Origin of the sequence: Pseudomonas sp. DNDY-54, assembly GCF_019880365.1 — a bacterium.
In the GTDB taxonomy this organism is placed as follows: domain Bacteria; phylum Pseudomonadota; class Gammaproteobacteria; order Pseudomonadales; family Pseudomonadaceae; genus Stutzerimonas; species Stutzerimonas stutzeri_P.
Genome location: NZ_CP082271.1, coordinates 1,520,119 through 1,535,703 on the forward strand (window position 1 = coordinate 1,520,119; position 15,585 = coordinate 1,535,703).

General features: G+C 62.0%; 12 protein-coding genes. 8 read left to right on the top strand and 4 right to left on the bottom strand.

Translation table 11 applies throughout. The features are described 5' to 3' along the window. The first annotated feature begins 124 nt into the window (after positions 1–124). The 4 genes from K4O48_RS07155 (at position 125) to K4O48_RS07170 (ending at position 3,901) form a co-directional block, all read left to right on the top strand. Positions 125–694, top strand: coding sequence for a GNAT family N-acetyltransferase (locus K4O48_RS07155; protein WP_222911350.1), 570 nt, complete (start codon positions 125–127; stop codon positions 692–694). 191 nt (positions 695–885) lie between these two features. Beyond that, on the top strand, positions 886–1,599 hold the full coding sequence (locus tag K4O48_RS07160; protein ID WP_222911351.1) for an AzlC family ABC transporter permease: 714 nt from the start codon (positions 886–888) through the stop codon (positions 1,597–1,599). Then, complete coding sequence (locus K4O48_RS07165; RefSeq protein WP_222911352.1) at positions 1,599–1,925, top strand: AzlD domain-containing protein; 327 nt, start codon at positions 1,599–1,601, stop codon at positions 1,923–1,925. Before K4O48_RS07160 ends, K4O48_RS07165 begins: the two co-directional genes overlap by 1 nt. A gap of 98 nt (positions 1,926–2,023) precedes the next feature. Then, entirely contained in the window at positions 2,024–3,901 is a 1,878-nt protein-coding gene (locus tag K4O48_RS07170; protein WP_222911353.1) for an MFS transporter, read from the top strand. A 20-nt stretch (positions 3,902–3,921) separates the two neighbouring features. On the opposite strand, the gene K4O48_RS07175 is transcribed toward K4O48_RS07170, so the two are convergent. Continuing rightward, positions 3,922–4,839, bottom strand: coding sequence for a MalM family protein (locus tag K4O48_RS07175; protein WP_222911354.1), 918 nt, complete (start codon positions 4,837–4,839; stop codon positions 3,922–3,924). Between the two features lie 162 nt (positions 4,840–5,001). Next, positions 5,002–6,291 carry a maltoporin gene (locus K4O48_RS07180; RefSeq protein ID WP_222911355.1) on the bottom strand — a complete coding sequence of 430 codons (1,290 nt, stop codon included), beginning with the start codon at positions 6,289–6,291 and terminating at the stop codon, positions 5,002–5,004. Between the two features lie 407 nt (positions 6,292–6,698). On the opposite strand from K4O48_RS07180, the gene K4O48_RS07185 reads away from it, so the two are divergent. Continuing rightward, positions 6,699–8,360, top strand: a complete 1,662-nt coding sequence (locus K4O48_RS07185; RefSeq protein ID WP_222911356.1) for a glucan 1,4-alpha-maltotetraohydrolase domain-containing protein — start codon at positions 6,699–6,701, stop codon at positions 8,358–8,360. A gap of 70 nt (positions 8,361–8,430) precedes the next feature. Here the strand turns inward: K4O48_RS07185 and K4O48_RS07190 are convergent, their stop codons facing one another. Both K4O48_RS07190 and K4O48_RS07195 read right to left on the bottom strand, forming a co-directional pair. Beyond that, positions 8,431–9,498 carry a hypothetical protein gene (locus K4O48_RS07190; protein WP_222911357.1) on the bottom strand — a complete coding sequence of 356 codons (1,068 nt, stop codon included), beginning with the start codon at positions 9,496–9,498 and terminating at the stop codon, positions 8,431–8,433. A gap of 21 nt (positions 9,499–9,519) precedes the next feature. Beyond that, positions 9,520–11,586, bottom strand: coding sequence for an alpha-amylase (locus K4O48_RS07195; RefSeq protein ID WP_222911358.1), 2,067 nt, complete (start codon positions 11,584–11,586; stop codon positions 9,520–9,522). A gap of 257 nt (positions 11,587–11,843) precedes the next feature. Here K4O48_RS07195 and malE point away from each other — a divergent pair, with 257 nt between their 5' ends. From malE to malG, 3 genes are all read left to right on the top strand, one after another. Then, complete coding sequence (gene malE / locus K4O48_RS07200; protein ID WP_222911359.1) at positions 11,844–13,031, top strand: maltose/maltodextrin ABC transporter substrate-binding protein MalE; 1,188 nt, start codon at positions 11,844–11,846, stop codon at positions 13,029–13,031. Positions 13,032–13,104: 73 nt separating this feature from the next. Then, positions 13,105–14,670 (top strand): maltose ABC transporter permease MalF, encoded by a 1,566-nt coding sequence (gene malF, locus K4O48_RS07205; RefSeq protein WP_222911360.1) that lies wholly within the window; start codon positions 13,105–13,107, stop codon positions 14,668–14,670. An 11-nt stretch (positions 14,671–14,681) separates the two neighbouring features. Further along, complete coding sequence (gene malG, locus K4O48_RS07210; RefSeq protein WP_222911361.1) at positions 14,682–15,572, top strand: maltose ABC transporter permease MalG; 891 nt, start codon at positions 14,682–14,684, stop codon at positions 15,570–15,572. The last annotated feature ends 13 nt before the right edge of the window (positions 15,573–15,585 follow it).

Here is a 15,585-nt window from a genome sequence, read left to right on the forward strand (position 1 = left end):
ATCCCGCCAGGTTCGTCTAGGGTCGATCCCCGCAGGATCCTGGCTGGCCGGGGCGGCACTTCCCGCCGACGTGAGGATCACAAGAGCGATGTATATGCTGAATAAAAGTCAGGAGAGCCATTAAATGTTCACGCCGCGCCCGGTCACGTTGCAACGGGGAGCCCTGCGTCTGGACCCGCTTGCAGAAACAGACATCCCGGCATTGGTGGAACTGGCCATGGGCAACCGTGACGAGCTGGTCTATCTGAACGGCCCGCTGCGCCCTGACTGGTACCGCTTCGCGCTTGCTGAGCAACGAGAAAACCGGGCCGTGGTGTTTACCCTGCGCATGGCCGATCGCATTGTCGGCACCACCCGTTTCGCTGACTTCAACCCGCTTCTGCCGGCAGCCGAACTGGGGTGGACCTGGCTGGACCGGGCCGAGCATGGAAGTGGGCTAAACACCTCGATCAAACATTTGCTCCTCAGACACGCGTTCGAGGACTGGCAGCTGGTACGCCTGCAACTCAAGACCGCGGCCAGTAACCTCCGGTCTCAGCGTGCAATCGAAAAGCTCGGCGCCCAGCGCGAGGGCGTGCTTCGTAATCACCGTCGTCTCGCAGACGGCCGGCTGGACGACACCGTTCTTTACAGCATCACGGACCGTGACTGGCCTACGGTCAAGAATGCGCTCGAGGCGCGGGCCATCGGCTGAACGGCTCGTGTTTGGTGGCTGCGAGCGGGGTCACACGCACGCTGCTGTTGCTGGCGGGTCGCTCTGGGAGCGCGCTTGGGGTAATGTTTGCGGTCGCAATTTCCGCTGTCACTGGTCCGTCTTCACGCGCCCCTATGCTCCGACTCGGTGCATAGCTCATCACCTTTTGCGGTACACCCTAAGGAGCCTCAATGTCCCGCTTGCAGGAGTTCTTGCATGGCTGTCGCGATATCCTCCCGCTGATCGTCGGTGCGGTCCCCTTCGGTGTCATTTTCGGCACGCTGTCCATTGGTGCGGGCCTCTCTACCTGGCAGACCATCGGCATGTCGGCGTTGGTGTTTGCCGGCTCGGCGCAGTTTATCGCGGTCACCCTGATTACCGGCGGAGTGGGCGCGGCGGTCGTGTTGCTGACAACCTTCGTGGTGAATCTGCGCCACGCGCTCTATAGCGCGGCGCTGCAGCCTTTCGTACGGCATCTGTCGAGTCGCTGGCGGGTGCCGCTTGCCTTCTGGCTGACTGACGAAGCCTTTGCCGTTATCCAGCATCGCTATGCCCGAGAGGACAGCTCCCCTTACAAACATTGGTTCTTTCTGGGCGCCGCACTGACCATGTACCTGAGTTGGCAACTGGCGACGCTGGCCGGTATCGCGTTCGGCCAAGCGGTGCCGAACGTGGCCAGCTGGGGGCTGGATTTCGCCATGATCGCCACTTTCATTGGGATTGCCGTGCCGATGATGCGCACCCGTCCGCAAGTGGTGTCCGCGCTGGTCGCGGCTGCTGTCGCGCTACTGACTTGGGACATGCCCTACAAGCTGGGGCTGATCGCGGCCGCGCTGGCCGGCATCGTAGTAGGCGTCTGGCTCGAGCAGCGCGCCGAGCGCCAACTGAACGTGGAGGTGCGCTGATGCAAACCTGGCTGCTTATTCTTGGCATGCTGGCAATCACCTTCGTGATCCGCTACAGCTTCTTCGCCTGGCCGGACCTACGCTTCCCTCGCCTGGTGGAGCAGGGCTTGCACTATGTGCCGGTCGCGGTGCTGACGGCCATCGTGGTCCCGGGCATGCTCATGCCTGAAGGACAGTGGGCGGTGCACTGGAACAATGCCTATCTGCTCGCGGGGTTGCTCGCAATCCTCATCGCAGCCGTTGCCCGCAATCTGTTGGCGACCATTGCGGGCGGCCTGTTGAGTTTCTTTCTCTTGCGCTGGGCGTTCGGCCAGCTGCCGCTGTGATCGAACGCTCACTGCATCGCGCCAACCACGCCTCTCATGTGCCCTGAGGCGGGTCGGCGCGCTCCTATGATCAACGCCCTGTCCATGGAATCGGATCGATGACCAAGCCTCACTCGCAGTTCACCCTGTTTGGCAAACGGCGCTTCCTGCCGTTTTTCCTGACTCAGTTATCGGGTGCCTTTAACGACAACCTGTTCAAACAGGCGCTGATTCTGGCGATCCTCTACAAGATCGGCTCCAGCGCAGACAGCAGTCTGCTGATCAATCTTTGTGCGCTGCTGTTTATCCTGCCGTTCTTCCTGTTCTCTGCCCTGGGCGGCCAGCTCGGCGAGAAGTACCCGAAGGAGCGACTGATCCGGGCGATCAAGGCCGGCGAGATCGCCATCATGCTTGCCGGTGCGGCGGGCATGCTGCTGGGCAACCTGCCGTTGCTGCTGGCCGTGCTGTTCTGCATGGGCACTCAGTCAGCGCTGTTCGGCCCGGTCAAATATTCGGTGCTGCCCAAGCTGCTCGAGGATCACGAGCTGGTCGGCGGCAATGCGCTGGTGGAAATGGGCACCTTTCTGGCGATTCTCGCCGGCACAATCACCGCTGGCGTGATGATGGCCAGCGAGGGCTACGCTCAGCTCATCGCCGGCAGCGTAGTGCTGGTGGCTGTCGCTGGTTACTTCGCCAGCCGAAAAGTACCTGCAACCGGCGCGTCATTTCCAACATTGCAGATGGACTGGAACCTGTTTCGCCAGACCGGAGCGATTCTGCGCATGGGGCTGGGGCAGCGCCTCTCGGTATCGCGCTCGCTGATCGGCAACTCCTGGTTCTGGTTTCTCGGCGCGACCTACCTGACCCAGATTCCGGCCTATTCGAAAGACCTGCTGCATGGCGACGAGACCGTCGTCACGCTGATCCTGACGGTGTTTTCGGTGGGCATCGCCCTCGGCTCGCTGCTCTGCGAGCGGCTTTCCGGCCACAAGGTGGAAATCGGTCTGGTGCCTTTTGGCTCCATGGGGCTGACGTTGTTCGGCCTCTTGTTGTGGTGGCAATCGGGCGGTTTTCCGCCGGGCAGCACGCCCCACGATTGGCTGACGCTGCTGAGTTTCGGCCAGGCCTGGTGGATATTGACGTCAGTGCTTGGGATCGGGGTATTCGGCGGCTTCTATATCGTGCCGCTGTATGCGTTGATCCAGTCGCGCACGGCCGAGCAGGAGCGGGCGCGGGTGGTCGCGGCAAACAACATTCTCAACGCACTGCTGATGGTTGCCTCGGCGCTGGTGGCCATTCTGCTGTTGAGTGTCGCGGGGCTATCGATTCCGCAGCTGTTCCTCGTGGTATCGCTGATGAACGTGGCGGTGAGCGCCTATATCTTCAGCATCGTGCCGGAATTCAGCATGCGCTTTCTGGTCTGGCTGCTCGGCCACTCCATGTACCGGGTGCGCCAGCAAGGGCTTGACGCGATCCCGGACGAAGGCCCGGCGGTGCTGGTCTGCAACCATGTGTCCTTCGTCGACGCGCTGCTGATCGCCGGTGCGGTGCGCCGGCCCGTGCGCTTCGTCATGTACTACAAAATCTTCCAGATCCCGGTACTGAACTTCATCTTCCGGACTGCGGGGGCGGTGCCGATTGCCGCCCGACATGAAGACGAGGCGATCTACACAGAGGCGTTCGAGCGCGTCAGCCGCTACCTCAGCAATGGCGAAGTGGTGTGCATCTTTCCGGAAGGCAAGCTCACCGCTGATGGCGAGATCAATGAGTTCAAGGCGGGCGTGGAACGCATTCTCGAAGCGAATCCGGTGCCGGTGGTGCCCATGGCGCTGCGGGGTCTGTGGGGCAGCTTTTTCAGCCGTGATCCAGACAAGGGCTTCTTCCGCCGGATCTGGTCGCAAGTGGACTTGGTTGCCAGCGCGCCTATCGCCGCCAGCGAAGCCAATCGTCAGCAGCTTCAGGCGCAGGTCAGCTTGTTACGCGGCGACCGGCGTTAGATGCAGGCCGCCGCTGGTCTTTACTTGATCTCGATGCGTTCCAGCAGATAGGCCTTGGCGCTGGCGTCACCGACACGCGTGGCTTCGTCTGCCAGGCGTAACGCGCGCTCCAGGTCCTTGCTGGCCAAGGCTGCATCGATGCCCTGGCGGTAATAGGCCTGGGTTTCCGGCAGCACGGCCGGAGCGGGTATCGATGGCAGTTCGTTTCCCATTTCACGACCCGTGCTGTAGGCGGGCACATAGGTATTCGCCTGCTGCCCGGCGGCCTTGTCTTCGATCAGTACCATCTTGATCACACCTACCGGCGAATGCTGGGCGACCGGGTCCGGAATGCTGGGCGGCTCGTTGCCGAGCGCTTTGGCGTAGGCCTTGGCGGGGTGCTGGAGAACGGTCTGGCCGTCGGCATCTGCAGCGAATAGCACCAGATATTGCTCGTTACCGGAGTTGTCCAGGTATGTCCGATCGATGCGTAGGCGGGCGTCGAGGCTGTCGCCCTTGAGGCCCTCGGCGGGCACATAGACGAAGTCATCGGCATCGAGCAGACGGGTCATGCGCAGTTGACCGTCGAGCAGCATGACGCTGGGGGCGAGTACCGTATCGCCCGCCTGGCTGTACAGCCGGATTTCGAAGGATTTGCTCTCGCGCGGCAGTTCGAAGGCGCGGAAGAAGCTCTTGCCGCTGTCGAAGCGGTAAGCCGGGGCCGACGCGTCCAGCGTCACGTCAGCGGAAAAATTTGCCGGAATGGGCTGAAAGGGAAAGGCCTTGATTGCATCGCAGCAGACCGGTGCGTCCGCCAATACCTGACGTGCGGTGCTTATCGGCGTTTCCAGCGGGGCCGGGGTTTGCGCCAGCGCGTCCACACGGCGTAGGGGATCGCTGCCGCAGCCGGCAACCATCAGCATGGCGAGGCCAAGCAGGGGGAATCTCAGGTGGTTCATTGGAGCTACTCCAATCAAAAAAGACCCCGACCAGCCACGGTCAGGGTAAAAACACCGCCAAGACGGTGGGAGCGGAAATGAGCGTTACCAGAGTCGGCGGGCGATGCGGGAGGAGAGACCGCACGCTTAACCGCCGACACTCAGGCAATTACCACCGGACGTTTACCACCAGGCTTCTGCCTGAACGCCGAAGGTCAGACCGTCGTCATCGCCAGCGTCGATTGATTCGCTGGCTGCCTGATAGCGGCCGCCGTCCCACTGGGCGTAGGTAGCGAACACGCGGATCTGCGGGCGTGCCCAAAAGCTGCGGCCGGCCGACCACTGCTGGGCGAGGGTGAGCTTCTTAAGATCGCGGCTGCGCTCGCCGTCGGCCTGAGGGTCAACACGGTCATAGCCGAACTCCAGCGCAGTGCTCATGGTGTCGTTCCACTTGTAGACCGGACGGACGCCGAAGGAGAGCCATTTCTGGCCGGAGTCATTGTCGAAGTCGCGATCTTCGTAGATTTGTACGTACATCATTTCGATGGTGTCGGTCAGCCCGACCACGCCCTGGTTGACCAGGCGCAGCATGTCGCCATCGCTATTGCCGGTGTTGTTGCGGCCACTGGTGGCGATGATGCCGTCGGTGCCGTACTGCACGGCGAGCTTGTTGTAACCACCGAACCAGCTGGCTTGAGTGTGCTCAAGGGTGACCAGATGACCTTTCTGGTCCTGGTAGCCGTCGTCGCGTTCCTGAAGGTCCGTCAGGTTGGCTTTGCCGTAGTCGTAGCCGATCTCGAGCTTGCCGTTGGGGTTGACGTCGATCTCGCCGATACGGAAGTCCAGGGTGTCGTTGGCGATGTTGGTGCCAGTCCCTGAACCCTGGTAGGCCCATTCGCCATCGGTGTTGCGGATCCAGGCGATGCTGCCTTTGCCGAAGCCCAGATCAATGTCTTCGATGCCGGCGCCCGGGCCGGACACGTCCCAGTAGTAGTAGTCGTTGATGTGCACGTCATGACGCTTGTAGTAGCGCTTGCCTGCCCAGATGTCAGCGCCCGGCAGGCTCTGGATCAGGTTGTGGCCGACCACATTGAACTGGCGGATCGCGACATCCCCGCTTTCATCGAAGGGGTTGTTGGCACCACCGTTGGTGTCGGTGCGGGTGGCTTCCCAGTCGTTCGCCTGCCGCGAGTTGTAGGCGATCATGCTGTCGACGTAGAAGCTCTGCTCGCCTTCCTTCCACACTTCCTGGCCCAAGCCGATTTCGGCGTAGGTTTCACACTCGTTGCCGAGACGGTACTTGGCCGGCGCGCCAGCAGCCTGGAAGCAGGCCTGGTCGCCTCCGCCGGCCGTCGCACCGACGCCGGAGCGCATGTAGCCGTGAAAATCCACCGCTTGCGCGGGTATGGCAGCCAGGATGGCAGCGCAGAGCAGGGTGGGTTGCAGAAGACGCAGGGAATGTTGCCGGTTCATCGCGATAGTCCTTTGTTCTTTTTGTTGGTCTGTGCTCGGCCAAATGCGGGCCGTTCAAGTACTGCCAGCGGTGGCGCCAGCTTTGCCCGGTCGAATGCGGAACGGGCTGGCGGCGAACGAAAGCCTGCGGATCGGCGACGTTCGCGACATCCTCCCCGCAGGTTTTTTTCAAGGCGGAGCGGCGGGGCGTAGCGGGGGAGGAGGGAGATTGGCCGGAAAGGTGCCGCGTACTACGCCTGGCCACTAAGCCCGGTGAAAAACCGCCGGGGAGGTATGGCGTGCCGGGAATGCGCGGCAGTCTGGCCCGGACGGTGGCGTTCGCGTCGTCGCCCTCTGCGCCCGGTTGTCCGGGAAACCGGTGACCGATGTCGGGTGCTCACAACAACTACAAAAGTGGAGCTACTTCGATGAAACATCCCTTGCTTCCTGCCCGCCTGGCCTTGGCGGTGTCCTCCTTGCTGCTGACGCTGAGTGGCGCATATGCAGCGGATCTAGCCGGCAAGAGTCCGGCTGGGGTTCGTTATCACGGCGGTGACGAAATCATCCTCCAGGGTTTCCACTGGAACGTGGTTCGGGAGTCCGCCAACAACTGGTACAACACCCTGCGCGAGATGGCGCCAACCATCTCAGCGGATGGTTTCAGCGCGATCTGGATGCCTGTGCCCTGGCGCGATTTCTCCAGCTGGAGCGATGGTGCCAACTCTGGCGGTGGCGAGGGTTATTTCTGGCATGACTTCAACAAGAATGGCCGCTATGGCAGCGACGCCCAGCTCAAGCAGGCGGCTGCTGCCCTGAACGGCGCCCAGGTCAAAGTGCTGTATGACGCCGTTCCCAATCATATGAATCGCGGTTACCCGAACAAGGAAATCAACCTGCCGGCCGGCCAGGGTTTCTGGCGTAACGATTGCTCCGATCCCGGCAACTACCCCAACGACTGCGATGATGGCGACCGTTTCGTGGGCGGCGACGCCGACCTCAACACCGCCAACCCGCAGGTATACGGCATGTTCCGCGACGAGTTCTCCAACCTGCGCAGCAACTATGGCGCCGGCGGGTTTCGCTTCGACTTCGTGCGCGGTTACGCCAGTGAGCGGGTCGATTCCTGGATGAGCGAGGCTCACGACAACGCCTTTTGCGTGGGCGAGCTGTGGAAGGCGCCGGCCGAATATCCGAGCTGGGACTGGCGGAACACCGCCAGCTGGCAGCAGGTGATCAAGGACTGGTCCGATCGCGCCAGGTGCCCGGTGTTCGACTTCGCGCTCAAGGAGCGCATGCAGAACGGCGCCATCGCTGACTGGAAGCACGGCCTCAACGGCAACCCCGATCCGCGCTGGCGGGAAGTGGCGGTAACCTTCGTCGACAACCATGACACCGGTTATTCACCCGGTCAGAACGGCGGCCAGCATCACTGGGCGCTGCGTGACGATCTGGTGCGTCAGGCCTACGCCTACATCCTGTCGAGCCCCGGTACGCCGGTGGTGTACTGGTCGCATATGTACGACTGGGGGCACGCGCCACTGATTCGTCAGCTGATCCAGATCCGCCGTGCCGCAGGGGTGCGGGCCGATTCGGCGATCGAGTTCCACAGCGGTCATTCCGGTCTGGTGGCAACCGTACGGGGTACGGCGCAAACGCTGGTGATCGCCTTGGGTTCGAACCTGACCGATCCTTCTCAGGTCAGCAGCGGGAGCTTCAGTCAGGCGTTGAACGAGGACAATGGCCAGCTGAAGATCTGGACCACTGGCAGCACGAACGGCGGCGGCGAGGGCAGTCTGGTCAGCGTCAACTTCCGCTGTGACAACGGCGTGACTCAGCCGGGCGATAGCGTTTATGCCGTCGGCAACCTGACCCAGCTCGGCAGCTGGAGCCCGGCGGGTGCGGTACGACTGACGGACGTCAGTAGCTATCCCACCTGGAAAGGCACGATAAGCCTGCCGGCCGGTCAGGCTGTGGAGTGGAAGTGCATCGTGCGCAGCGAGGCCAACCCGGCGCAGGTAAAAACCTGGCAATCGGGCGCCAACAACCGCGTCACCAGCGCAGCGGGTGCGAGCACCACGGGTCGCTTCTAACCTGTAAGCCTGTCTTAGCCGGGCCCGTTCGGGCCCGGCTTCTGTTGGCGCTAGTTGACTCGGACGGGTATCAAGCCACTTGCCAGCGCTGGGCAAGCTGGCGAGCCTCCCTCAGTTGGTCAAACAAGCTGTTCTTGCTCTCCACCACGACGAGCCTCTGTAGATCGGCGTAGCGTTCACGCGCCGTGCGCTCCAGCCAGCCGATACGCGCCATGGTCGACGGCGTGCAGGTCTGACCGCTGAGGTCGTCATGCAGATCCAGCCAATGGGACCGCCAGGCTTCCTGCAGGTACAACTCCGTAGCATCGCTAACCAGGGCGCGCCGCCAGCTGGCGATCATGCCGTCCAGCCAGTCGAGCACCCCGGGCAGGGCGCCGCGGCTTGCGAGCTCTGCGCGCAGACGCTGATAGGCCTCGACGGCGATACGCTTTTCCAAGACGAAGGCAGCGAGCGCAAGGCGTTCGCCGTCCTGCTCAAGTCTCAACAGATGGGCGAAAAATTGGCGAGTTTCAAAGCGTTCAGCGGCGTGAAACTGTGGCATCGCAGTCCCGTTGCTATTGAACGCGCGTAGCGGATCGAAACGGTACATGTAGCCGAAGTCGAACAGCCGCACCTGACCGTCATCTAGCGTGTTACCGGGGCAGAGGTCCCACTCGAACAGGCCGCCCAGCAAGAGCGCCACCAGCGTATCGAAGAGCTGCACGAGCTGACGTTCGTCCCACGTGTCGATCGTCACACCCTCGATCCAGGGCGAGAGCAATAGGCCATGGCGAAAGCTGGCGTAGCGGGTGTCGACGATGGCGTTCAGCCGCTCGCCGAGCACTGGGTCGCGCTTGAGTTCGCGCAGGTCGGCACGGCGCTGGATCTCATTGAGAAAGCTGGTCTGCCCGTCGACGTTCTGCACCTTGCATTTGTCGCGGGCGAGCTTGAGGGTCCAGTCCTGCCCGCCCGCGTGAATGCGATAGACATGCGCGGTAAGCCCCGCGCTGAACCGTTCGCGCACGTAGGGCTCATCGCCTCGGGTAGCGACGAGCTGTTCCAACGGCAGCGGGCACTCTTCAGGCGTGCCGATTTCCAGCTCCGCACCGCTGGCGACGAAAGCCAGCTGCGCAGCGTGGCGGTGTTGTTCGGGTGTCATAACCAACTCCAGCGACCCGGCTCAGCGAGCCTGTACCACGATGATCCGGTCGTCGCCGTGCTGGCGAGCGAAGGCGTAAGGCGACTCGGACAGTTGCCGGTGGCTGCCCGCACCGATTGCGGGATGGCGTGCGCGGAACTGACCGAGGCGCTGCCAATGCCGGATCAGCGCGTCGACTTCCGGCTTGGCGTGATCGTCCCAGTTCATGTCCGAGCGGGTGCCCTGATAGGGGTCGGAGCCTGTAGGCCCGAAAGCGCGTGCGCTTTCGTCGCCGTAATAGATCTGCACCGCGCCTGGGCTCAGCAGCAAGGCGCTGGCGAGGCCATGCTGGCGCTGCAGGTCGTTGTCGTGCTGGGCTGAGAACAGGGACGTGTCGTGGGATGAGGCGTAGCTCATGAAGTTATGCCCCGGATTCTGCGCCAGCAGCTCCGCGTAGTGCCCGTAGCTCTTGTCGGCGCGGCGCAGGCAATCGCTGGCAGTGCCGGCTATTTCCTCCTGGAAGGCAAAGTTGATCAGTGCATCGAAACCGTTGGCCTGATAGTCGCTGGTTTCCGGCCCGTGACCGAAGACTTCACCCACCATCCAGAACGGCTCGCCCGCCATCGGGTCGTCCGGATTGGCGTCGGACCACGCTTGGCGCGCCCGGTCTGCGTGCTGGCGCAGCGCTGCCCAGGCTTCCGGTTCGACATGCATGACGGTGTCGGCACGAAAACCATCGACGCCGAACTCACGCACCCAGGTCGTCAGCCATTCGTTGAGGTAGTCACGCACCCGGTAGCCGTCACGCTCGACGGCGCGGGTGGGCCGCTTGTGGCGAAGGAATTCAGGGAGGCCGACCGGGCTCTCTGACTCGGTGCGAAAGTCCGGCAAGAACGCCAGCGAGCCTTTTACCGGGTCCACCAAGACGCTTGGTGGAGCAGGGTAGTCGGCTATGCCGGCGCGCACCCACTCCTTGCCCCACCAGCGTGACCAGGCCGGGTGATCGTAGTCGATCAGGTTGTGGTAGGCGTGCAGGTTCTCGTAGGGCTCCGGCTGCCAGTCTGTCCAGCGCTCCGGCAGGTATTGCGCCATGCCGTCGCGCAGGGCGCCGAATCCTAGGTTTTGCATATCTGCGAGCGTGGAATAGCCGGCGTGGTTGAGCACTACATCGAACAACACACGAATACCGCGCGCATGGGCACCGGCGATGAGTTCGCGAAGGTCGGCCTCGCTGCCCATGTTGGCATCCAGCTGGGTGTAATCCAGCGCGTAGTAGCCGTGGTAGGCGTAATGGCGGAAGTCGCCTTTGTCGCCGCCACCGACCCACCCGTGGATTTGTTCGTAAGGCGCGCTTATCCAGAGTGCGTCCACACCCAGCTCGGACAGATAGTCGAGCTTGCCGGTCAGGCCCTTGAGATCGCCGCCGTGAAAGGTGCCGATCTCCTGCGCACCGTCAGGCTCTCGGCCATAGCTGCGGTCGTTGCTCGGGTCGCCGTTGGCGAAGCGATCCGTGAGGGTGAAATAGACGGTCGCGTTACGCCAGTCACGTGGCTGCTTTGAAGGCGCGTCAGCCGCCTCAATCAGCAGCAAGCCGTTGCTCTCCGGTGCCGGCATCAGTTCGACCTTGCCGTTCTGCACGGTTGCGGTATTACCGCTGTAGGCGTCGCGCAACCGCTGACCGTTGTCGAACACACCGGCGACCGGCACCTGTACGGCTTCGCCATTCCACGGGCGGCACGCGTGTTCGACCGGCTTGCTCTCCTGGCGGATCGGCAGCAGTCGCAGGTTGGCGTCCTCGCCGGTCTGCACCAGCAGGCGGTAGCGGCCCGGCTTCGTCACCTTGAAATGGTAGTTGCTGCCGGGTTTCAGATCATGTCGCTGAAACGGTTTGAGCGGCTCATGTTCAGTCGCGCCGGCGCCCAGCTGTAGCACGCCTTCGGGCAGCTCTAGCTCCGTCTCGAAGCGATCGTCGGCCAGGCTTTCCCATGACGGCGTTAGTGGCTGACCGCCCAGTCGAATCGGGAATTGCGGTTCCGCTTGTATAACGGGTGCGAGCAGACCGAAACAAAGGGCTAGGATAGATGGACTAAGGGGCGGCAGAGGGCGCATGTCCGGCTCCGGCTTGGCGAGAAGATGGCTATATTCAAGCCTGTTTTCTTCATGCCGTGCAGGCTGAGATAGGCAATTCAAAGCCTCTGAAAACACAGCGCGAAGACAAAACTACGCCCTGCATCTACGCCCCTCATCCTCCCTCGGAGGAGGATGTTTTAGCTGATCGGCGGGGAGAGTATGGATGCACTGCAGACCGCCTGACGGCACGCAGAACGTTGTGGATCAAAAATAAGAAGCCACGAGGAATGACCCAAATGAATAAAAAGCTGTTTGCAGCGGCCGCGATCGGTCTCTCCGCCACCCTGAGCCTGCCGCTGTCCGTCCAGGCCGCCATCGAAGAAGGCAAGCTGGTTGTCTGGATAAATGGCGACAAGGGCTACAAAGGGCTGGCCAAGGTCGGCGAGAAGTTCACCGAAGAAACCGGTATTCCCGTTGAGGTTGCGCATCCCGACGCTGCCACTGACAAGTTCCAGCAAGCAGCGGCCACAGGCAACGGACCGGACATTTTTATCTGGGCGCATGATCGCCTCGGTGAATGGGCACAAAGCGGGCTGATCACCCCGGTCACGCCCAGCGCCAAGAGCCAGAACGAAGTGGCTGATTTCGCCTGGGAAGCGGTGAGCTATAACGGCAAGCAGTGGGGCTACCCCATCGCGGTGGAAGCACCGGCGTTGATCTATAACAAGGCCCTGGTGCCGACGCCGCCGAAGACCTTTGACGAAGTTTTCTCCATCCACAAGGAACTCGCCGCTGACGGTAAGCGAGCGATCCTCTGGGATTACAACAACACCTACTTCACCTGGGCCTTGCTGGCTGCCAACGGCGGTTATGCATTCGCTGACACCGACTCGGGTTATGACGTCAGCAAGACCGGCGTGAACAATGAAGGCGCCAAGCAGGGCGCGATGGTGCTCAAAGCGCTTATCGACCAGGGCGTCATGCCCAAGGGCGCGGACTACAGCGCGGCTGAAGCAGCTTTCAACAAGGGCGAATCGGCAATGTTCATCAGCGGGCCCTGGGCATGGTCGAACATCCGCAAGAGCGGAATCGACTTCGGCGTTGCGCCCATTCCGGCGGTAGGTGACAGCCCGAGTAAGCCGTTCTCCGGCGTGATGGCCGCAACCCTCAACGCGGCCAGCCCGAATCAGGCGTTGGCGGTTGAGTTTCTGGAGAACTACCTGCTCCAGGTCGAAGGTCTGAAAGCAGTAAACGCCGATGTAGCGCTGGGCGCTGTGGTGAACAAGGAATACATGGCCGAGCTGTCGGGTGATCCGATGATCAAGGCCACCTTCGAAAGCGCCCAGCAGGGTCGTCCGATGCCGAACATTCCGCAGATGGGCGTGTTCTGGTCGGCCATGGAGCCTGCGCTGACGAACATCACCTCCGGTCGCCAAACCGTGGATGCCGCCCTGGATGACGCCGCCAAACGCATCGTCAAGTAACGACAACCCGCAGTCGCAACCGCAGCCGGAGACGCCTGCGTTTCCGGCTGCGCGTCCTGAGGCCCAGATTCCGATGTCCGCCGTGAATGTTCCCGTCGAGATACCCCGCCGAGCCGTGCCCAAGCTGTCGGTCCCTAAGATGCCCGCCGCGATGCGGTGGGGCCTGTGGCTGTTATGCAACGCTTTTGCCCTGTACCTGATCATTGCCTTGTATGCCCAGGGACAGACCGTGTTCGCCCTGCTCGGACTGGTGGTGGCGGGTATCGCCAGCTTTGTGTTCATCAGCCGCCGTGCCTACGCCCACCGCTACATATTTCCTGCCGTGGCGGGCATGCTGGTGTTTGTCATCTTTCCGCTGCTCTACACCGTAGGGATCGGCTTTACCAACTACAGCGGTACCAATCTGCTGAGCTTCGAACAAGCGCGGGGCTATCACCTCAGCCAGACTCATTTGGCAGGCGAGCGGTATGGGTTCAGCCTGCATCAGAATGATGACGGCGAGATGCGTCTGAGCGTCGACAAGGGCGAGCAGGGCGTCTGGGTGTCGGCACCGCTGCAAGGCGAGCTACAGCAGGGCGAGCCCTTGGAACTGAGCCCGGTTGGTGAGGTGGACGACCTGGGCAAGGCCTTGCCGCTGCGCGAGGTGATTCGTCTGCGCAACCAGCTCGAACAGTGGGTATTGCTCGGCAACGAAGGCCAACTGCTGCGCCTGTATGGCCTGCGTGAGGTGGCGGCGGTCGAGCCGCTGTATCGCCCAGAAGAAGACGGCTCGCTGGTAAACAACCAGACCGGTGAGCGCCTGACGGCAAACGATGACATCGGATTCTACGTCGATGCCGAAGGTCAGCGCGTCGCCCCGGGGTACACCGTCTACGCCGGCTGGAGCAACTTTGCGAAAGTGCTGACCGATCCGAAGATCCGTGGCCCGTTTCTGCAGATCTTCGTCTGGACCGTATGTTTCGCCGCATTGACCGTGGTTTTCACGCTTGCCGTGGGTTTGGTGCTGGCCAGCTTGCTGCAGTGGGACATGGTGCGCGGCAAAGCCTTTTACCGCTTGATGTTGATCCTGCCGTATGCCGTTCCGGCGTTCATCTCGATCCTGGTGTTTAAAGGTCTGTTCAATCAGAGCTTCGGCGAGATCAATCTGATGCTCGACAGCCTGTTCGGCATACGCCCGGCCTGGTTCAGCGATCCGACGCTGGCGCGCAGCATGATCCTGCTGGTGAACACCTGGCTCGGTTACCCCTACATGTTGCTGTTGTGCATGGGGCTGCTGCAGGCGATTCCGCGTGATCTGTATGAAGCCTCGGCGATGGACGGCGCGTCGCCGCTGGACAACCTCCTGAAGATCACGTTGCCGTTGCTGATCAAGCCTCTGGCGCCGCTGCTGATCGCCAGCTTCGCCTTCAACTTCAACAATTTCGTCCTCATCACGCTGCTGACCCGCGGGGGGCCGGACATTCTGGGCACTACCACGCCGGCCGGGACGACCGATCTGCTGGTCAGTTACACCTACCGCATCGCCTTTCAGGATTCCGGGCAGAACTTTGCCCTGGCTGCCGCCATCGCCACGCTGATCTTTATCGTCGTCGGTGCCATGGCCTGGCTGAACCTGAAGCTTTCCAAGGTCAAGGTCTGAGGATTACGCACATGGCCATGGTTCAACCGAAATCCGTCAAATACCGCATCTGGATGACTCACGCGGCACTGCTCGCCTTTGTCGCGCTGATCGTGTTTCCGCTGCTGATGGTGGTGTCGATCTCGTTCCGCGAGGGCAACTTCGCCACCGGTAGCCTCTTCCCGGAAAGCCCGACCCTGGAGCATTGGTCGTTGGCGCTGGGGATTCCCTACGTGCATGAGAACGGCGCAGTCAGCAACCCGCCATTCCCCGTGCTCACCTGGCTATGGAACTCGATCAAGATCGCGCTGATCAGCTCCGTGCTGATTCTCATGCTCTCCACTACGAGCGCTTACGCCTTCGCCCGGCTGCGCTTCGGCGGCAAGGGCCCGATCCTCAAGGGCATGCTGATTTTCCAGATGTTCCCGCCGGTGCTGACGCTGGTGGCCATTTATGCCTTGTTCGATCAGCTCGGCGAGCACGTTAGCTGGCTCGGCGTGAACACCCATGGCGCGGTGATCATCGCCTCGCTGGGCGGGATGGCGCTGCACATCTGGACCATCAAGGGCTATTTCGAAAGCATTGACGGCTCGCTGGAAGAGGCGGCGATTGTCGACGGTGCCACCACCTGGCAAGCCTTCGTGCACATTTTGCTGCCCATGAGCGTGCCGATCCTGGCAGTGGTGTTCATTCTCGCCTTCATCACCAGCATCACCGAATACCCGATTGCCTCGGTGCTGTTGATGGACGTGGACAAGCTCACGCTGTCGGTCGGTGCCCAGCAATACCTCTACGACCAGAACTACCTCTGGGGCGACTTCGCTGCGGCGGCGGTTCTCTCAGGCCTGCCCATCACAGCTGTGTTCCTCTACTGCCAGAAGTGGATCGTTGGCGGGCTGACCGCCGGTGGGGTGAAAGGCTAGCCATCTAGTCGCG